20 protein-coding genes are annotated in these 19,198 nt (G+C 35.2%); 19 read left to right on the forward strand and 1 reads right to left on the reverse strand.

Annotated features, from left to right (window positions below; all coding sequences use genetic code 11):
• The first annotated feature begins 85 nt into the window (after positions 1-85).
• Positions 86-769 carry a ribonuclease III gene (gene rnc / locus K332_RS0102925; RefSeq protein WP_026906088.1) on the forward strand — a complete coding sequence of 228 codons (684 nt, stop codon included), beginning with the start codon at positions 86-88 and terminating at the stop codon, positions 767-769.
• 45 nt (positions 770-814) lie between these two features.
• Here the strand turns inward: rnc and K332_RS0102930 are convergent, their stop codons facing one another.
• Positions 815-1,039, reverse strand: a complete 225-nt coding sequence (locus K332_RS0102930) for a DUF1128 domain-containing protein (RefSeq protein WP_026906089.1) — start codon at positions 1,037-1,039, stop codon at positions 815-817.
• A gap of 270 nt (positions 1,040-1,309) precedes the next feature.
• Between K332_RS0102930 and smc the strand changes: the two genes are divergently transcribed.
• The 18 genes from smc (at position 1,310) to dprA (ending at position 19,108) form a co-directional block, all read left to right on the forward strand.
• Positions 1,310-4,876, forward strand: coding sequence for a chromosome segregation protein SMC (gene smc, locus K332_RS0102935; RefSeq protein WP_026906090.1), 3,567 nt, complete (start codon positions 1,310-1,312; stop codon positions 4,874-4,876).
• A gap of 17 nt (positions 4,877-4,893) precedes the next feature.
• Positions 4,894-5,892, forward strand: coding sequence for a signal recognition particle-docking protein FtsY (ftsY, locus tag K332_RS0102940; protein WP_026906091.1), 999 nt, complete (start codon positions 4,894-4,896; stop codon positions 5,890-5,892).
• A 79-nt stretch (positions 5,893-5,971) separates the two neighbouring features.
• Positions 5,972-6,298, forward strand: a complete 327-nt coding sequence (locus K332_RS0102945; protein ID WP_026906092.1) for a putative DNA-binding protein — start codon at positions 5,972-5,974, stop codon at positions 6,296-6,298.
• Between the two features lie 13 nt (positions 6,299-6,311).
• Positions 6,312-7,661 (forward strand): signal recognition particle protein, encoded by a 1,350-nt coding sequence (gene ffh, locus K332_RS0102950; RefSeq protein WP_026906093.1) that lies wholly within the window; start codon positions 6,312-6,314, stop codon positions 7,659-7,661.
• A gap of 291 nt (positions 7,662-7,952) precedes the next feature.
• Complete coding sequence (rpsP, locus tag K332_RS0102955; protein ID WP_026906094.1) at positions 7,953-8,225, forward strand: 30S ribosomal protein S16; 273 nt, start codon at positions 7,953-7,955, stop codon at positions 8,223-8,225.
• Between the two features lie 14 nt (positions 8,226-8,239).
• The gene (locus K332_RS0102960) at positions 8,240-8,467 is read left to right on the forward strand and encodes a KH domain-containing protein (RefSeq protein ID WP_026906095.1); all 228 of its coding nucleotides are present in this window, start codon (positions 8,240-8,242) and stop codon (positions 8,465-8,467) included.
• A 162-nt stretch (positions 8,468-8,629) separates the two neighbouring features.
• Positions 8,630-9,019: a YlqD family protein gene (locus tag K332_RS0102965; protein WP_026906096.1), complete on the forward strand. Its 390-nt coding sequence runs from the start codon at positions 8,630-8,632 to the stop codon at positions 9,017-9,019.
• 13 nt (positions 9,020-9,032) lie between these two features.
• Positions 9,033-9,548, forward strand: a complete 516-nt coding sequence (rimM, locus tag K332_RS0102970) for a ribosome maturation factor RimM (RefSeq protein WP_026906097.1) — start codon at positions 9,033-9,035, stop codon at positions 9,546-9,548.
• Entirely contained in the window at positions 9,548-10,279 is a 732-nt protein-coding gene (gene trmD, locus K332_RS0102975) for a tRNA (guanosine(37)-N1)-methyltransferase TrmD (RefSeq protein ID WP_026906098.1), read from the forward strand. Before rimM ends, trmD begins: the two co-directional genes overlap by 1 nt.
• Before the next feature lie 206 nt (positions 10,280-10,485).
• Entirely contained in the window at positions 10,486-10,830 is a 345-nt protein-coding gene (gene rplS / locus K332_RS0102980) for a 50S ribosomal protein L19 (RefSeq protein ID WP_026906099.1), read from the forward strand.
• Positions 10,831-10,950: 120 nt separating this feature from the next.
• Positions 10,951-11,499, forward strand: coding sequence for a signal peptidase I (lepB, locus tag K332_RS0102985; RefSeq protein WP_026906100.1), 549 nt, complete (start codon positions 10,951-10,953; stop codon positions 11,497-11,499).
• Positions 11,500-11,505: 6 nt separating this feature from the next.
• A complete protein-coding gene (gene ylqF / locus K332_RS0102990; protein WP_026906101.1) occupies positions 11,506-12,360 on the forward strand; it encodes a ribosome biogenesis GTPase YlqF in 855 nt (284 codons plus the stop codon).
• 671 nt (positions 12,361-13,031) lie between these two features.
• Positions 13,032-13,799, forward strand: coding sequence for a ribonuclease HII (locus K332_RS0102995; protein WP_026906102.1), 768 nt, complete (start codon positions 13,032-13,034; stop codon positions 13,797-13,799).
• A 17-nt stretch (positions 13,800-13,816) separates the two neighbouring features.
• On the forward strand, positions 13,817-15,523 hold the full coding sequence (locus K332_RS0103000; protein ID WP_026906103.1) for a hypothetical protein: 1,707 nt from the start codon (positions 13,817-13,819) through the stop codon (positions 15,521-15,523).
• Positions 15,520-15,801 carry an EscU/YscU/HrcU family type III secretion system export apparatus switch protein gene (locus K332_RS0103005; protein ID WP_026906104.1) on the forward strand — a complete coding sequence of 94 codons (282 nt, stop codon included), beginning with the start codon at positions 15,520-15,522 and terminating at the stop codon, positions 15,799-15,801. Before K332_RS0103000 ends, K332_RS0103005 begins: the two co-directional genes overlap by 4 nt.
• Positions 15,802-15,893: 92 nt before the next feature.
• Positions 15,894-17,060 (forward strand): ADP-forming succinate--CoA ligase subunit beta, encoded by a 1,167-nt coding sequence (gene sucC / locus K332_RS0103010; protein ID WP_026906105.1) that lies wholly within the window; start codon positions 15,894-15,896, stop codon positions 17,058-17,060.
• Between the two features lie 161 nt (positions 17,061-17,221).
• Positions 17,222-18,124 (forward strand): succinate--CoA ligase subunit alpha, encoded by a 903-nt coding sequence (sucD, locus tag K332_RS0103015; RefSeq protein ID WP_026906106.1) that lies wholly within the window; start codon positions 17,222-17,224, stop codon positions 18,122-18,124.
• Positions 18,125-18,193: 69 nt separating this feature from the next.
• Positions 18,194-19,108, forward strand: coding sequence for a DNA-processing protein DprA (dprA, locus tag K332_RS21870; protein WP_036687885.1), 915 nt, complete (start codon positions 18,194-18,196; stop codon positions 19,106-19,108).
• Positions 19,109-19,198 lie beyond the last annotated feature (90 nt).

Consider the following 19,198-nt stretch of genomic DNA (forward strand, 5'->3'; position numbering starts at 1 on the left):
AAGATGTCTAGCTCCAGGCGCAGTCCGTAAGTCGCTAAGCGGGCGCCTTGCGCTTTTCAATTCAACAAGAGGTGGCATATTAAAGATGAATCGAGAAAAATTAGAAAAAATGCTAAATCTTACATTCCATAATATTGAAGTAATTAAACAAGCATTTACGCATTCATCTTATGTGAATGAGCATCGTGATGGGCACACTTCCGATAATGAACGATTGGAATTTTTAGGTGATGCTGTTTTGGAGCTTGGTGTTTCTCAATATCTGTACAGAAAGTATCCCGAAATGCCCGAAGGTGAAATGACTAAGTTACGAGCAGCTATAGTTTGTGAGCCTTCACTAGAAGTATTTGCACGAAATTTAAATTTCGGTGAACATATTTTTTTAGGTAAGGGAGAAGAGATGACAGGCGGCAGAAATCGCCCTGCATTGCTTGCAGATGTATTTGAAGCTTTCTTAGGTGCTTTATACTTAGATCAAGGCTTTAACATTGCATTAGATTTTCTGGAGAAACATGTCTTTCCTAAAATCGACACTGGTGCTTTTTCGCATGGGATGGATTATAAAAGTAAACTTCAAGAAGTTGTCCAACAAGACAAAAATCAGACAATAGTGTATCAGATTGTAGATGAAAAAGGTCCCTCACACAATAAAGAATTTATAGCTGAGCTACTTATTAATAATAGTGTTCTTGGTTCGGGGGTAGGCCGAACGAAAAAAGAGGCGGAGCAACGTGCAGCAAAGAATGCTTTAGATAAGATAAGTTATTAACAAAAAGGAGGCTACCTTTAAGGTAAAACCTCCTTTTATCTTTTTTTATTTCTTTCTTACTTTACTTAATTCTTCGATAAAGGCTTGTGTTTCTGATACAGAAAGTTTGCCTTTTTGCACAATCATATCATACAAGAATTTTATTTCTTCATATTTTGTTAGGTCATAGTCCTCTGCATCCATAATAGAGCGGTTTACAACTGATAAACGGTCAGCTAAGTCATTAAGTAATAGTGCTAGGTTTTCTTTTGTTGGGTTTTCTAAACTCATTTTACACCTCTTTTTTTTGAAGGACAGGAATAAAAATCCTCCATTACCCTGTCCACTCTTCTTTTGTATCTATATTTATGATAAAATAAATGCATAAAAAAGCCAATAAATATATATATACAGTCTGTTTATAAAACTTTTAATCTATTTTTTAAATAAAAATAAAAACTATTTTAAAACAGTCTTTATAAGAAATTGGTATAGAGAAAAAGGGAAAGTGGAATCGAACGAAGTAGTAATGGGAGATTCGTTTCCAATAGGAGAATGTTTATGTTTTTAAAGCGTTTAGAAAGTGTGGGGTTTAAATCTTTTGCCGAACGGATTAATGTGGAGTTTGTTCCGGGTGTAACGGCAGTAGTAGGTCCTAATGGCAGTGGGAAAAGTAATATTACTGATGCAATCCGTTGGGTATTGGGTGAACAATCAGCAAAGTCGCTACGTGGTACTAAAATGGAGGATATTATCTTCCAAGGTAGTGATACGAGAAAAGCTCTCAATGTCGCTGAAGTCACACTTATATTAGACAATAGTGATCAAGCCTTACCTCTTGATTATGATGAAGTTAGTGTAACAAGAAGGGTGTATCGTTCAGGTGAAAGTGAATTTTACATTAATAAACAAACCTGTAGACTAAAGGATATTGTCGATTTGTTTCTGGATTCTGGCTTAGGAAAAGAAGCTTTCTCTATCATCAGCCAAGGAAAAGTAGAGGAAATATTAAGCTCTAAGGCCGAAGAGAGACGTACAATATTTGAAGAGGCAGCAGGAGTTTTAAAATATAAAGGTCGTAAAAAGAAAGCAGAATACAAACTTGCAGAAACACAAGAAAATTTAAACCGTGTTGAGGATATTATTCATGAAATTGAGAATCAGCTTGAGCCTTTACAAGCGCAAGCGGAAAAGGCTAAAGAATATTTAAAACAAAAAGAATTTCTAAAGAAACAAGAAATATCTTTGCTAATTACTGAGATCGAGTTACTTCACAATGAATGGCAAGGTATATTAAATGAAATTGAATCCGAAAAAATGGAAGAGATTTCATTAAAGACTATGATTCAAAAGAAAGAAGCAGGCTTAGCTAATGAGCGTCAAGAAATTGAACGTATAGACGATAAGATTAATGAATTACAGGAGCGTTTACTCACAACAACGCAACAACTTGAACAGTATGAAGGTAAAAAACAAGTTTTCCATGAAAGAACGAAACACTTTACTGAGAATAAAGAAAAGCTTGAGATACAAAAACAGGAAGCTGAAGAAAGAATTACAGTTTTTGAATCGGAGCTTATCGAAGAAACTAATAAATTAAATGAACTTCAAGAAAAAAAACAAAGTACAAAACAAATAGTAAATGAGCTAAAAAGAAAGTTAACAATTGATCAAGATAATATCCACGAGCAAATTGAAGAACTTAAATCCGAGTACATTGAATACTTAAACAAACAAGCTGCGAAACGTAATGAGCGTCAATCTATTTCGGGTCAAGTACAACAGATTAATGCAAAAAAAGGTAAACAAGCAGAGAAGTTTCAAGATTTAATTGATTTACGTGAAGAGTATACAAAGAAATTAGATACGATTGAAGAATCATTACAATCTGCTGAAAATAATTATCTTGAAAAGGAAGTAAACATAAGAGAAGTTAAGAAAGAAATTGAACAAAAGCGGCATCTTTATCAAGACTCACAAACAAAACTTTATCAAGGCTATCAGTATATTGAAAAATTGAAATCAAAAAAAGAAATGTTGGAAGAAATGAAAGAGGATTTTCAAGGATTCTTTCAAGGGGTTAAATCAATACTAAAAGCTAGAGAAAATGGTAAATTAACAGATATACATGGAGCTGTTATTGAGTTAATAGATGTTCCGAAGTCCTATATTACTGCTATTGAGACAGTACTTGGTGGTCAGGCTCAACATATTGTCGTTGAAAAAGATGAATCTGCAAGGCTAGCAATAGATTGGTTGAAACGAACCAACAGTGGTCGAGCGACATTTTTACCATTAGGATCAATTCAAGCAAGATTTATTCCACAGGATGTATTAAAGCAGGTGGAAATTCATCCAGGTTTTGTTGGAGTCGCTGGTAAGCTCGCCTCTACCAATCCTTCATTTCAAAAAGCTGTTGATCATTTAATGGGGCATGTAATAATTGCAAAAACGCTAAAAGATGCTAATGATATCGCAAGGCAAGTTATGCGTAAATATCGTATAGTAACGCTTGAAGGAGACGTGGTTAACCCAGGTGGTTCCATGTCTGGTGGGGCTCAAAAGAAAACCAATCAATCCCTTTTTACTAGAGAAAAGGATTTACAAGAGTTAACAGAAAAGCTAGAGGAATATTCGAACAAGGCACTTGGATTTGAGAAAAAAGTCCAAAATGAGAAGAATCAGCTAGTTGAATTAGAACAGAAGTTATACGAGTTGGAGAAAATCTTCACTGAAAATCAACTGCTGCTTCAGGAAGTAAGATCGAAACATAAAGAAATTGAATTAAAATTAGTTTCCTTACAAGAAAATCTATCTGTTTATGATCAGGATAAACAACAGTTTGAACGTGACTATGATGTGTTGAATAAGCGAGATAATGAACTGGAGATTGAGTTAGAGGATATAAAACTAAAATTACAAGATTTTCAAGATCAGATTGATAAACTATCTAAACAAGAACTGGAGTTTAAAGAAAACCAAGAACAGCTTCAACACGACTTCCATACTTATCAAGTCCAGCTTGCAGAACAAGAAGAGCGTGTAAAAAACCAACAGGAAAAAACCAATACGTTACAAGCTAGGCTAACTGAACAAACAACTTATTATGAATCAATTGTTCAAGAATTGAATCAACTAATTGCAATCTCTCTTTCTAATGAATCGGAAGAAGAAATAAACGAGATTCTCGATAAGAAAAGTGAAGAAAAAGAAGCTATTACAATAACTATTCAGGATCTTCGTTCAGCTAGATTGACTCGTACTCAGAATATGCAGGATGATGAACGAGAGTTGAAGGAAGAAAACAAGAAACACCAAGCACTTATCGGGAGGATACAACAGAAGGAAGTTAAAGCTAACCGTATTGATGTAGAGCTCGAAAACCATTTATCTGTATTACAGACAGAATATATTATTACATTTGAGCGAGCTAAGCAGGAATATGAAAAGGTAGAAAATTTAGAGGAAGCAAAACGTAATGTTTCAGAAATTAAAGCGAGAATCACTAGACTTGGTAATGTGAATATAGGTGCTATTGACGAATTTGATCGTATTTCTGAACGTTATACATTTTTAACTGAACAAAGGGACGATCTCGTTCAAGCAAAAGAAACGTTATTTGCCGTTATTAAAGAAATGGATGAAGAGATGGAACATTTATTTGGTGCCACTTTTGCTCAAATTAAAGAGGAGTTCTCGGTTGTGTTTAAAGAGTTATTTGGTGGTGGACATGCCGAGTTAAAGCTTACAGAGCCAAGTAATTTGTTAGATACAGGTGTTGATATTATTGCGCAACCACCAGGTAAGAAGCTTCAAAACTTAGGGCTACTGTCAGGTGGAGAACGTGCATTAACTGCTATTGCATTGCTATTTGCAATTTTAAGAGTAAGACCGGTTCCGTTTTGTGTGCTGGATGAAGTTGAAGCAGCCCTGGATGAAGCGAATGTTGTAAGATTTGCAAAATATGTTAAGCACTATAGTGAAGATACTCAATTCATAGTCATTACCCATCGTCAGGGTACTATGGAGCAAGCTGATGTTTTATATGGTGTAACGATGCAAGAATCTGGTGTGTCACGACTAGTTTCTGTCCGTTTGGAAGAGACAAAAGAGCTTATTCAATCTTAAAGGAGTGTGTCAAGTACATGAGTTTTTTTCAAAAATTAAAGAATAAATTCAAACAAGAAAATGAAGAAGAAGTTTCTACTAAATATAAGGAAGGAATGGAGAAGACTAGAAAATCCTTCTCAGGTAAAATTAATGATTTAATCGCGCGTTACCGAAAAGTAGATGAAGATTTCTTTGAAGAATTAGAAGAGGTGCTTATTTCTGCAGATGTTGGCGTTATGACTGTTATGGATTTAATTGATGAGTTAAAATTTGAAGTACAGCGCCGTAATATTAAAGATACTAAAGAAGTAAAAGAAGTTATTTCTGAAAAATTAGTAGAAATCTATTATGGTGATGATAATGAAAAAATTGAAACATTAAATATACAAGAGGATGGACTAACGATTATTCTTGTTGTTGGTGTTAATGGAGTTGGAAAAACAACATCAATAGGTAAACTAGCTCATCGACTTAAGGATGAGGGGAAATCAGTTATGCTAGCTGCAGGGGATACTTTCCGTGCAGGTGCAATTGAACAACTAGAAGTATGGGGTGAACGTGCTGGGGTAGAAGTAGTAAAACAAAACGCAGGAAGTGATCCAGCAGCGGTTATTTTTGATGCAATTAAAGCAGCTAAGTCCCGTAATGTCGATGTATTATTATGTGATACTGCTGGTAGATTACAAAATAAAGTAAACCTTATGAATGAGTTATCTAAGGTGAAAAGAGTTATAGAAAGAGAAGTTCCTGGTGCTCCACATGAAGTCCTATTAGTTCTTGATGCAACAACAGGACAGAATGCACTTAGTCAGGCAAAAACATTCTCGGAATCAACTGATGTTACTGGAATTGTTTTAACGAAGCTCGATGGTACTGCAAAAGGTGGTATAGTTTTAGCGATTCGTCATGAATTAAACATTCCTGTTAAATATGTTGGTTTAGGTGAAAAGGCCGAGGATATGCAAAAATTTGATGCGAACGCTTTTGTTTATGGTCTTTTTGCTGATATGCTAGAAGAACCAACGGAAGAATAGCTACGCTTATACTTGCAAAACGATATATCGTTCGTTAAGATAAATTGTAAAGGAATTTCACTTAACAAGGGGTGGCATTATGCTAGATAAAACGACAAGAATGAATTATTTATTAGATTTTTACCAGGCATTATTAACCCCGAAACAACGTAATTATATGGAAATGTATTATTTAGAGGATTATTCATTAGGGGAAATTTCAGAAGTAGCAAATGTTTCTAGGCAAGCTGTATACGACAATATTAAGCGAACGGAAACGATGTTAGAATCCTATGAAAAGAAGCTACACCTTTATAATAGGTTTGAGAAGCGGATGAAGTTAATTCAAAAAATTAATGAGCATATTTCAGGTTCAGAGGATGAGCAGCTTCAAACATATATTAATCAACTAAAAGAATTAGAATAGGGGGACACCTTCTATGGCGTTTGAGGGACTAGCTGACCGCTTGCAAAGTACAATTAAAAAAATTACTGGAAAAGGGAAAGTTTCAGAGCAAGATGTTAAAGAAATGACCCGAGAAATTCGCTTAGCACTACTTGAGGCTGATGTTAACTTTAAAGTAGTAAAGGATTTAATTAAGCGAATTAAGGAACGTGCAATTGGTCAAGAGGTAATGGAGAGCCTAACACCTGGTCAGCAGGTTATTAAGGTTGTTAAAGAAGAATTAACGGAGCTAATGGGTGGAGAGCAAAGTAAAATTGCGGTAAGTGATAGACCGCCTACCGTTATTATGATGGTTGGTTTACAAGGTGCTGGTAAGACAACTACAACTGGTAAACTGGCAAACCTTTTAAGAAAGAAGCATAATCGCTCACCACTATTAGTCGCATGTGATGTCTATCGACCTGCAGCAATTAAACAGTTGGAAACTCTTGGATCTCAATTAAATATGCCTGTATTCTCTATGGGTACTGAAGTTAATCCAGTAGATATTGCTAAAAATGCAATTGCAAAAGCAAAAGAAGAGCATCATGATTATGTGTTAATTGATACTGCTGGTAGACTTCATGTTGATACAGACTTAATGGATGAATTGGCTCAAATTAAAGAAGCCGTTAAACCAGAAGAAATCTTCCTTGTTGTTGATGCTATGACTGGACAAGATGCTGTAAATGTTGCAGAAAGCTTTAATGAACAACTTGATATTTCGGGTGTTGTTTTAACGAAGCTTGATGGTGATACACGTGGGGGAGCAGCTTTATCTATTAAGGCAGTAACTGGTAAATCCATAAAATTTGCTGGTATGGGTGAAAAACTTGACCAACTTGAGGCGTTCCATCCAGAACGTATGGCATCCCGTATACTAGGTATGGGTGATGTTTTAACATTAATTGAGAAGGCCCAGGCATCAGTAGACGAGAAGCAAGCGAAGGATTTAGAAGAAAAAATGCGTAATGCAAGCTTTACCTTTGATGATTTCTTAGAACAAATGAGTCAAGTGAAAAAAATGGGACCATTAGAAGATTTATTAGCTATGATTCCTGGTGCCAACAAAATGAAAGGGCTAAAAAATGTTCAATTTGATGAAAAACAACTTGTCCATGTAGAAGCCATCATTCAATCTATGACGAAGAAGGAACGTCACGACCCGAGCATCATGAATGCAGGACGTAAAAAGCGAATTGCTAAAGGATCCGGAACATCTGTATCCCAAGTAAACCGCTTGTTAAAGCAATTCGACGAAATGAAAAAAATGATGAAACAAATGACCAATATGCAAAAAGGCAAAAAAGGAAAAGGCTTCAAAATGCCATTTAATCCTTTTTAAGTAATAGAGGTTTTTTATAAAAAGTTTTTGTTATTCTTGCTATCATGTATTTTTAAACTGATACTTGATGCTCTGAGTGGCTGGAATACATGGAGACTCCTATGGGAGGACAGACATTGGTGGAGACCCCGCAGTGCGTAAGCACGAGGAGGCTCACCAGCCGCCCATGGAAAGCGAAATAATAGTATAAAAAAATGAAAAAAATAAGATGTAATGTAAAAACACTTTACAGACTAAAAACTTTCTGTTAGAATCAATTCTTGTGAGAACATAATTTTGGAGGTGCAAGTAATGGCAGTAAAAATTCGTTTAAAACGTATGGGTTCTAAAAGAAATCCTTTCTATCGTATTGTTGTAGCTGATTCACGTTCTCCTCGTGACGGACGTTCTATTGAACAAATTGGAACTTATAATCCTGTAGTTGATCCAGTTGAAGTTAAAATAGATGAAGCAAAAGCACTTGATTGGATGACAAAAGGCGCTAAGCCAAGTGATACAGTACGTAACCTATTTTCAAAAGAAGGCATCATGAAGAAATTCCACGAACAAAAAACTAATAAGTAAAGTAGTGTGATATCATGAAAGCCCTAATTGAATCGATTGTAACACCATTAGTAGATTATCCAGAAGATGTCGTTGTAGCAGAAAGAGAAGAAGATACAAAAATTGTATACCATCTAACTGTTAATCAAAATGATGTTGGTAAGGTAATTGGAAAAAATGGACGTATTGCAAAAGCGATTCGTACAGTAGTTTATGCAGCAAAGTCAGATGCTAATAAACGAATTTATTTAGATATCATGTAAAGGGAAAGGGAAACCTTTCCCTTTTTCCACATTTACAGGAGTTATTTTTTATAGAAGAATTCTTTCTTTAATGCTCTGTCGACCCAAATAAACACAAATTATCGGGGGTTACATAATTAATGCCATCTCATTTAGAAGACGGCCAGAGAGCGAGGAATAACCATGAAAATAATAAAAAAAGTTGTTATTAAGCAAGTTATCTCTGAAAAAAGTAAATGTGAATTACAAGAAAAGTTCAATAATCATATAATGCGACTTGAACAAGAGTGTCAACAATTATTATTTGAACAACGAAAATTACAAAATAAAAAAAGTATTTCCAAGCAAGAATTACATGAGCGATTTCAACAAGAAATTAAAAATCGTAAAGAAAAAATTAAGCTGGCAGCGTTTAAAGTAGAACAATTGGAAATGCTAGAAATTGGAAGTGAAATTGTTGAAAGTGAAGTTGAAGCTCTTGTTGAAGTAAAAGAAGGAACGCATTGGAATGAAATTATGGAGACTACTGCTATCATTATCAAAGATGGAGTAGTTATACGAATTGATAACTAGTAGGTGAGAAAAAATGGAAGAAAAATTGTATACTGTAGGAAAAATAATTAATACACATGGAATTCGTGGAGATGTAAAGGTGCTACGAGTTAGCGATTTTGAAGAACGTTTTGATATTGGAAATACACTTTTTCTTGTTACAGGAAATAAAGTTGTAACCGAATTAATTATTGATGGACATAGAATTCATAAAGGATTTGATTTAGTACATTTTAAGGGATTAGACAATATTAATGATGTGGAGCATTTTAAGGGATCAAGTTTGAAGATCCCAGAATCACAGCTTTCAGAACTGGAAGAGAATGAGTATTATTATCATGAAATCATCGGATGTGAAGTGTTTACAAGCGATGGAGTATCCTTGGGGATGGTTAAAGAAATATTATCACCTGGTGCCAATGATGTATGGGTTGTTAAACAACAAAAAGGCAAGGACATATTGATTCCATATATTGAAGATGTTGTAGTTGAAATCAATATAGAACTAAAGCGTATTGTTATAGAACCTATGGAAGGACTAATTGATTAATGCAAATTGACATCCTAACATTGTTCCCTGAGATGATTGAAAGTGTTTTTAATACTTCCATTCTTAAAAAAGCTCAAGAGAAAGATAAGTTTCAATATAACTTAATTAATTTCCGTGATTACACAGAAAATAAACATAACAAAGTAGATGACTATCCATATGGTGGAGGGGCTGGTATGGTATTATCACCCCAACCGATATTTGATGCGGTAGAAACTATAACAAAGCAAAAAGAAACAACTCCCCGAATAGTGTTAATGTGTCCACAGGGAGAACGCTATACTCAAAAAAAGGCAGAGGAACTAGCTAAAGAAGAACATCTAATTATTATTTGTGGACATTATGAGGGGTATGATGAACGAATTCGAGAGCATTTGATTTCAGATGAAATTTCTATTGGTGATTATGTTTTAACTGGTGGAGAATTAGGAGCAATGGTTGTGGTTGATAGTGTTGTTAGACTTCTACCAGATGTTCTTGGAAATGAAGAATCAGCTCCACAAGATTCATTTTCAACTGGACTACTTGAACATCCACACTATACTAGACCTGCTGATTTCAGAGGGATGAAAGTCCCAGAAGTCTTAACATCTGGTGACCATGCAAAAATAGAAACTTGGCGTAGGCAACAATCCCTGAAGAGAACCTACGAGCGTCGCAAGGACCTATTAGAAAACTACTCTTTGACAGAAGAAGACAAGCAGTTTTTAAACAAAATGGAAAATAGTTAGATAAAAGGAATAGCTACTAACTATTGTACAGAGTGACCTGAAATTTAAATGATTAACCTCGGATATTTTACAATTATCTAGTTGAACTCTACCTTCAATTATGATATATTATTTATTGTGCTTAAGTGCGACTTGAGTACATATAAACGATGTTCCGCTGTTACCATCATGTATTAAGAGCATTGGTTTGGAAGGAGTGAAGCAGGATGCAAAAATTAATCGAAGAAATCACAAAAGATCAACTTCGTACTGATCATCCTGATTTCCGCCCAGGAGATACTGTTAAAGTTCACGTTAAAGTTGTTGAAGGAACTCGTGAACGTATCCAGATTTTCGAAGGTGTCGTTATTAAACGTCAAAACGGTGGAATCAGCGAGACATTTACAGTAAGAAAGATTTCTTATGGTGTAGGTGTTGAACGTACTTTCCCAGTACATTCACCTCGTGTTGATAAAATCGAAGTTTCTCGTCGCGGTATCGTTCGTCGTGCGAAACTATACTATCTTCGTGATCTACGCGGAAAAGCAGCGCGTATTAAAGAACGCAGATAAGACAAGAAAACGAAATGTATTTAAAAGGAGCTTGGTACTTAGGTCAAGCTCCTTTTTACATAATTTAATAGGGACATGTATATTATTAATATAAAATAAGTTGGTTTTGGAGGTAAGATTATGGCAAAGAAAGGTAAAAGTGAATGGTTAGATTGGATTAAGGCACTTTTAATTGCATTTGGATTAGCCTTCCTAGTAAGAACCTTTCTATTTACACCAATAATTGTAGATGGTCCTTCCATGCAACCAACACTTCATAATAAAGATCAAATGATAGTTAATAAATTTATCTATCGCTTCGATGAACCAGAGCGCTTTGATGTAGTTGTGTTTCATGCAAATGATAAAAAAGACTTTATTAAACGTATCATTGCATTACCTGGTGAACATGTGGCGTATAAAGATAATATTTTATACATAAATGGTCAGCCTATAGAGGAAAAGTTTTTTACTGAAAATCAAATAGATGTCCATACAAATGATTTTACTTTAGAGCAGATAAATGGTAATTATACAACAGTGCCAGAAGGACATGTCTTTGTTCTGGGTGATAACCGGACTAATTCTACAGATAGTAGGTTACTTGGTCCGATACCTATTGAACAAATTGTTGGAAAAGCAAGTGTTATCTACTGGCCATTTGACCGATTTGAGTTCATAGGAGAGTAGTACAGTATGACTATACAATGGTTTCCTGGCCATATGGCTAAAGCAAGAAGAGAAATTGAGGAAAAGCTTAAACTCGTTGATTTTGTAATGGAATTAGTTGATGCACGTGCCCCATTATCATCACAAAATCCAATGCTACAGCAAATACTACAAAATAAATCAAAAATGGTTTTATTAATGAAACGGGATTTAGCAGATTCAAACATAACAAATGAATGGATTGAATACTATAGAGAAAAAAATATACCTGCGATAGCGGTAAATGTGAATAATAAAGCAGATATTAGTCGTGTTATTCAACAAGCCAAAGAATTGGGACAAATAAAGCTAGATAAATTAATTAAAAAAGGAATACAGCCTAGGCCTGTGAGGGCAATGATTGTTGGTATTCCAAATGTTGGAAAGTCTTCATTAATTAATCGTTTAGCAAATAAAAAAATAGCTAAAGTGGGAGACCGACCTGGTATAACACAGCACCAACTTTGGATTAAGGTGAAGAAGGATTTTGAATTGCTAGATACTCCTGGTATTCTCTGGCCAAAGTTTGAGGATCAGAGGGTTGGTTATCGTCTGGCAGCTATTGGAACCATTAAGGATCAGCTACTTTCTTTACAAGATATTGTAGTATTTGCCATAAATTATATGAAAGTACACTATCCAAATCAATTAATGGAACGTTATAATATCGAACAGAATGAAAATGATATGTTAGATATTTTTATGAAAATAGGTAAGCTAAGAGGAGCGCTAGAAAGTGGAGGAAATATTAACTTTGACAAAGTTGCTGACATTGTACTCCGTGATTTAAGAACAGGGCGATTAGGAAATATTACTTTAGAAAAACCAATAGATGAACAATAGGGACATACGTCAAATACGATGGATGTCTTTTCTTTTGGCTATTTTGGACAGTAATTTGCTATTTGTATAAACTGTGCGGTAACTTCTTTAGGTTAGTGCTATCATACCGCTCCGGCAGAATACTCCGCTTTCCACGGGCACGGCCTCAGCCTCCTCGCGGAAAGTTCGCCGCTGCGGGGTCTTCGGACACGTGCTATTCCCGTAGGACAAGGAATGCTTCGGCAGCGTAACATCGCACGAAGAAAATTGTTTTTTATTTTCGAGGAGTCTCCGTATTCTGCCTGCGCTAGTTAGAGTTTCCGCTTTATGGATTGTTTGTAACGCATTTTTTCAGTAATTACGTACAATAATTCTAATTCACTACCAGCGTAGGAAATACACGGAGACTCCTGCGGGAGGATAGGCATAGGTGAGACCCCGCAGTGCGTAGCACGAGGAGGCTCACCAGCCGCCCGCGGAAAGCGGAGTGTATTTCCGGAGCGGAGTTAGATGCTCAACTCAAAATCCTAAGTTAAGTTACCGCACAGTTTCCATCAAATATGCAATATGTAAAAAAGAAAATATTTTAGAATACAGCCTCTATTTCATGTAAGCTATTAAATAAAATTAAAATTTTCAATTGATGCATATACAAATCATGCCGATATATATAAGAGAAAGATGGTGTTCCCGTGGAAAAACTTTCCATTACTGAAATTAAAACTCTATTTCATGAAAATAGAATAACAAAAACTGAAATAGCTATATTGAAAGATGATACACGTAAGGGTGTACAACAACTTATTAGAACATACGAGAAAAACAAGTTGAAGGAACTGGCACTTGAAAAGGCATTCGATGAAATGTGTACATATGAAAGGAATGCTTTTGCAGCTGGTAAGCATTTTATAGCTGGTATTGACGAGGCAGGGAGGGGTCCTCTTGCTGGGCCGGTAGTGGCGGCAGCAGTTATTCTACCTGAGAATTTTAAACTTTTAGGTTTAAACGATTCCAAGCAAATTAGCGAATCTAAACGTGATGAATTTTTTGATATTATCAAAGAGAACGCTGTTAGTTTTGGACTATCTATTATGGATAGTCAGACTATTGATAGAGTTAATATTTTTGAAGCGACCAAGCTTGCTATGAAAGAAGCCTTATCTAAATTAACTCCACAGGCAGATCATGTACTAATTGACGCAGTGAAGTTAGATAATCTTACTTCTTCCTCTGAATCTATAATTAAAGGAGATGCTAAGAGTATCTCTATAGCAGCTGCTAGTATATTAGCAAAGGTTACACGTGATAGACTAATGAGAGATATTCATAACGAGTTTCCAGTGTATGATTTCAAGTCTAACATGGGCTATGGAACGAAATATCACCTAGAGAAGCTAAAAGAATATGGTATTACACCATATCATCGTAAGACATTTGCACCAGTTAAGGAAAATATGTAGAAGTGAGGTGACAGGGCGTGAATATACATAAAGTGTTAGAAAGCCAGTTGCCAAAATTAAAGGAAACAACTCAAATGCTTAGGGAAGGCCAAATTATACAGGGGAGAATATTAAAGCTATATCCGAATAATAAGGCGACTATTCAGCTTGGGATACATCAATTAATCGCTCAACTAGAAGCATCTCTTGAGATTGGAGAGAAATATCATTTTCAAGTACAGAGGTCTGAAAACATTACCCAGCTAAAGGTGTTAGGTGATGCCTTGACATCAAAAAGCCAGGCTAATCTTTTAGAACTACTTCAACATTTAGGTGTAAAAGCTACAAAAGAGAACCAGTCCTTTGTACAATTACTACTAGAAAATAAAGTTCCATTTGATAAAGGACAATTACATCGTGCATTTACGTTGCTAGAAGGGAATTCTAGTAGAGGGCAGGCTCAAACAGTCTTGTGGGAGATGATTGCGAATAGAACCCCAATTACAGATTCTATATTTCAAGCTAAGCTGGAAAGGGTTACAAGTGGCTTTACAGAGAGAATGGTAGCGTTAGATAGTGCATTACAACAAAATACTTCCATATCAAGTGTTTTAAAACAAGGAATGTTAGAGCAACTTCAAAAGCTGAGTAATCAAGGTAGAATCGTACCGCATATACAAGCTATTGCTGAAAACCAGGATTTATTCGATATGTTAAAAGCGTTAAAAATAATTAATCCGGATTCTCAGTTAAGGAATTGGGGAGATCAGGTAAAAAACATTTCTAGTGGAAGACCTTTAGAACTAAACCAGCTATTCAATGTTGAAAAGCTACAAACCCTTAGCAAGACTATTCCTAATCTCGACTTAATTCGTCAAAATGCCATTTCATTATTAAATCAATTTGGAGAAGGTATTCAGTCTAGCGTATCGAATGGTATGCCTTTACCTTCAAGTGCTTTTACTATGTTATCGCAAGATGTAAATAAGAAAATTATGCAGTTGCTACAAATTAAAAAGATGGAATTCGTTAATACCCCACAGCAATTACAATACTTATTACAGGACTTAGAAACATTAATTAAAAGTGAGAGTCATTTAAGTCTAGATCGATTTGTACATCAGATTGTTAAGGATTTGTTTGCTGAGCAGACAAGAAATGTATTAGAAAATGTCGGCTTACAATATGAGAAAGCAATCTTACATGATGATAATAATCCTACTAATACGTTGAAAGGGACACTTTTGACACTCATTCAATCCAGTGACAATATACTTCAGGAACAAGCAAATAAGTTATTACATTTTATAAATGGAATGCAATTACAATCTGTACACGAGACTGATAAACTACTACAAGCTAATCTTTTAATTCCCGCTGCTAAAATGGGACTAAATAACGATATAGAATTGAATTTTGAGGGTAAGAAAAATGAGCAGGGTGAAATCGATCCGAATTATTGCAGAATTATATTCTATCTAGACTTGGAAACATTGAAGAAAACAGTTGTGGATATGCATGTACAAAAACGGGCAATATCATTAACAATTTTAAATGATAATCCAATAGAAAATACATTGAAGCCTTTAAAAGCTATATTGAAGGATGGTTTAGAAAAAATAAATTACCATTTATCCAGTGTCGTCCATAAACCGTTAACTAATGAGGAAACAGTCCCTTCGAAGAATCCGTCCGTGTATAAAAAAACGCAATCCTGCAACTTAGGAGTTGATTTTCGAATATGAGTGAAAAAAGACAAAAAGCTGTAGCATTAAGTTACGATCAAGAAAAAGGGTACGCGCCTCGAGTTAGCGCAACAGGTAAAGGATTGATTGCGGAAAATATTATTAAAAAGGCTAACGAAAATCATATTCCTATAATGGAAGATAGAAACCTAGTTGAACTGCTTTCCGAGCTTGATATAAATGAAAAAATCCCTGAAGAATTATATCAGGCTGTAGCAGAGGTATTTGCGTTTATCTATCAAACTGATAAAAAAATGAAATTTGATAAAAGTCAATAGATAATTAACGACAAATATTTTCACTTTTCTTGTACATTTACTTCTTTTTTAATACAATGAAAATGCAGTGATTTTTGATGGGAGGACAAAGAATGAATATTCATGAGTACCAAGGGAAAGAAATCTTACGCAAATATGGTGTAAAGGTTCCTAATGGACATGTTGCATATACAGTAGATGAAGCTGTAGAGGCCGCAGAAAAGTTAGGCACATCAGTAACTGTAGTAAAAGCACAAATTCATGCTGGTGGACGTGGTAAAGCTGGTGGTGTAAAAGTTGCTAAGAATTTAGATGAAGTTCGTACATACGCTAATGAAATTCTTGGTAAAACACTTGTAACACACCAAACTGGTCCAGAAGGCAAAGAAGTTAAGCGTTTACTTATTGAAGAGGGCTGTGACATCAAGAAAGAATATTATATTGGTGTTGTACTTGATCGTGCTACTTCTCGTGTAGTAATGATGGGTTCTGAAGAAGGTGGAACCGAAATTGAAGAAGTTGCAGCAGAAACTCCTGAAAAGATTTTTAAAGAAGTAATTGATCCAGTTGTTGGATTATTACCTTACCAAGCTCGCAGACTAGCATTTAATATTAATATTCCGGATGAATTAAATGGAAAAGCAGTTAAATTCATGATGGCGTTATATCAAGCATTTGTTGACAAAGATTGTTCAATTGCTGAAATCAACCCACTTGTAACAACTGGTGACGGTGAGGTATTAGCTTTAGATGCTAAATTAAATTTTGATGATAACGCTTTATACCGTCAAAAAGACGTGATGGAATATCGTGATTTAGATGAAGAAGATGAAAAAGAAATCGAAGCTTCAAAATATGACCTAAGCTATGTAGCATTAGATGGTAACATTGGTTGTATGGTTAATGGTGCAGGTCTTGCGATGTCTACTATGGACATCATCAAACATACTGGCGGTGAACCGGCTAACTTCCTTGATGTTGGGGGCGGTGCTACAGCAGAAAAAGTTACGGAAGCATTTAAAATTATTTTATCTGATAAGAACGTAAAAGGCATTTTTGTTAATATTTTCGGTGGAATTATGAAATGTGATGTTATTGCTGAAGGTGTTGTAGCAGCTACAAAAGAAGTCGGATTAAATCTACCTTTAGTAGTTCGTTTAGAGGGTACAAATGTTGATTTAGGTAAGAAAATCTTAAATGATTCTGGCTTAAACATTATTCCTGCAGACTCTATGGCAGATGGTGCAGAGAAGATTGTATCCTTAGTAAAAGAAGCTTAATATATTTTAGCAGATTGAAAAGTAGGTAAACTTTACTAGTCTGCTTAAGAAAAACGGACCCATGAATTGCTTCTCGTTACTTCACTAGTGACGAGTGAATGCGAGTTTTTCTGAAAAATCTTGTATTTTAATAGACTAGATTTTGGAAAGGACGGACTTAAATGAGTGTATATGTTAATAAAGATACAAAAGTAATTGTCCAAGGGATTACAGGCGGTACAGCTAGATTTCACACAAAACAAATGCTTGAGTATGGTACTAAGATTGTTGGTGGTGTAACACCTAAAAAGGGTGGTACAGAAGTAGAAGGAGTACCAGTATTTAATACTGTAAAAGATGCAGTTGTTGCAACTGGTGCTACAGCATCTGTAATTTATGTTCCTGCTCCTTTTGCAGCGGATGCAATTGTTGAAGCGGTAGATGCTGAATTAGAATTGGTTATCTGTATTACAGAACATATTCCAGTACTAGACATGGTAAAGGTTAAACGTTATATGGAAGGTAAGAAAACACGGTTAATCGGACCAAACTGTCCTGGAGTTATTTCTCCAGATGAATGTAAGATAGGTATTATGCCTGGTTATATCCATACAAAAGGACATATCGGTGTTGTATCACGTTCTGGAACGTTAACTTACGAAGCTGTACATCAATTATCGCAGGCTGGCTACGGTCAATCTACAGCCGTAGGTATTGGTGGGGATCCTGTTAATGGTACTGACTTTATTGATGTACTTAAAGCATTCAATGAAGACCCTGAGACATATGCGGTTGTTATGATTGGTGAAATCGGTGGAACTGCAGAAGAGGAAGCGGCTGAATGGGTTAAAGCGAATATGACGAAACCAGTAGTAGGATTTATTGGTGGAGCTACTGCGCCTCCAGGAAAACGTATGGGCCACGCTGGAGCAATTATCTCTGGTGGTAAAGGAACAGCAGAAGAGAAAATTCGTGTAATGAACGAATGTGGAATAGCTGTTGCAGAAACACCATCTGTAATTGGAGAGACTATGATCCGTGTACTAGAAGAAAAAGGTTTAGCTGAAAAGTGTAAAACTCACTAATATTATAAGGAACCTAAAGGAAGTTACTTTTAGGTTCCTTAGCTTTATGAAAAGAAAGGGTGTACAATTTTGAAAAAAGTAATAAGACAAAAGCTCATTCATCTTCACAGATGTCGCGGAATAACAAGGAATAAACTTCGGAAATTACTTCAATTAGATCCCTCTTTATCACAACTCTACTTATTATCTCCATCCCAATTGAGTAATGCTCTCACTCTAAATAAAAATAAAGCATCTTTACTATATCAAGATTTACATAGTCAAGTAATGATAGACAATGTTCGAGAAGATATGACTAACTATAAAATTATTACAATCCTGGATGAAAAATATCCTCCCATGTTAAAAACAATAAAAGATGCACCCCTTGTTTTGTATGCTTCTGGAGATCTCTCCTTGTTGTATGATGTTCCCTCGGTAAGTGTTATTGGAACTAGAAATCCTTCAAAATCAGCTTTTCAAAAAACAAAATTTGTTGTTAATCCTTTAATTAAAGAAAAATGGGTTATTGTAAGTGGTATGGCTAAAGGGATTGATAGTCTTGCACATAAGTTAGCATTATATGAAAATGGTAAAACAATTGCAGTATTAGGTAGTGGATTTCATCATATTTATCCAAAAGAAAATATAAATTTATTTCATCAAATTGAACATAATGGGCTAGTCATTTCTGAGTATCCTCCTAATGTACCTCCAAAAAAATATCACTTTCCAGAAAGAAATCGAATAATCAGTGGTATAAGCTTTGCTACTTTAGTTATAGAAGCAACCGAGAAGAGTGGAACAATGATTACAGTAGACCAAGCTTTAGACCAAGGGAGGGAAGTATATGCAGTTCCAGGTTCACCCCATATACCACAGACTACAGGCTGTCTTAAATTGATTCAAGAAGGAGCTAAACTAGTTGTATCCCACAAAGACCTCCAAAAGGACTGGGAAATTCAGGGGAAATACTGGTTTAACCCCGCTGAGGACAATAAATGAAAATAATGTATGATTGACAAATGTAGTATATATATTTAATATAGGTGAGGATTTAATTGTGGAAATAATAACATTACAGAGAGTGAAGTT

Origin of the sequence: Paucisalibacillus globulus DSM 18846 (assembly GCF_000482485.1) — a bacterium.
Lineage (GTDB): Bacteria > Bacillota > Bacilli > Bacillales > Amphibacillaceae > Ornithinibacillus > Ornithinibacillus globulus.

Coding starts and splice junctions, on each gene's coding strand:
- rnc (WP_026906088.1), top strand. CDS start 86: ATGAATCGAGAAAAATTAGAAAAAATGCTAAATCTTACATTCCATAAT.
- K332_RS0102930 (WP_026906089.1), bottom strand. CDS start 1,039: ATGAGTTTAGAAAACCCAACAAAAGAAAACCTAGCACTATTACTTAAT.
- smc (WP_026906090.1), top strand. CDS start 1,310: ATGTTTTTAAAGCGTTTAGAAAGTGTGGGGTTTAAATCTTTTGCCGAA.
- ftsY (WP_026906091.1), top strand. CDS start 4,894: ATGAGTTTTTTTCAAAAATTAAAGAATAAATTCAAACAAGAAAATGAA.
- K332_RS0102945 (WP_026906092.1), top strand. CDS start 5,972: ATGCTAGATAAAACGACAAGAATGAATTATTTATTAGATTTTTACCAG.
- ffh (WP_026906093.1), top strand. CDS start 6,312: ATGGCGTTTGAGGGACTAGCTGACCGCTTGCAAAGTACAATTAAAAAA.
- rpsP (WP_026906094.1), top strand. CDS start 7,953: ATGGCAGTAAAAATTCGTTTAAAACGTATGGGTTCTAAAAGAAATCCT.
- K332_RS0102960 (WP_026906095.1), top strand. CDS start 8,240: ATGAAAGCCCTAATTGAATCGATTGTAACACCATTAGTAGATTATCCA.
- K332_RS0102965 (WP_026906096.1), top strand. CDS start 8,630: ATGAAAATAATAAAAAAAGTTGTTATTAAGCAAGTTATCTCTGAAAAA.
- rimM (WP_026906097.1), top strand. CDS start 9,033: ATGGAAGAAAAATTGTATACTGTAGGAAAAATAATTAATACACATGGA.
- trmD (WP_026906098.1), top strand. CDS start 9,548: ATGCAAATTGACATCCTAACATTGTTCCCTGAGATGATTGAAAGTGTT.
- rplS (WP_026906099.1), top strand. CDS start 10,486: ATGCAAAAATTAATCGAAGAAATCACAAAAGATCAACTTCGTACTGAT.
- lepB (WP_026906100.1), top strand. CDS start 10,951: ATGGCAAAGAAAGGTAAAAGTGAATGGTTAGATTGGATTAAGGCACTT.
- ylqF (WP_026906101.1), top strand. CDS start 11,506: ATGACTATACAATGGTTTCCTGGCCATATGGCTAAAGCAAGAAGAGAA.
- K332_RS0103005 (WP_026906104.1), top strand. CDS start 15,520: ATGAGTGAAAAAAGACAAAAAGCTGTAGCATTAAGTTACGATCAAGAA.
- sucC (WP_026906105.1), top strand. CDS start 15,894: ATGAATATTCATGAGTACCAAGGGAAAGAAATCTTACGCAAATATGGT.
- sucD (WP_026906106.1), top strand. CDS start 17,222: ATGAGTGTATATGTTAATAAAGATACAAAAGTAATTGTCCAAGGGATT.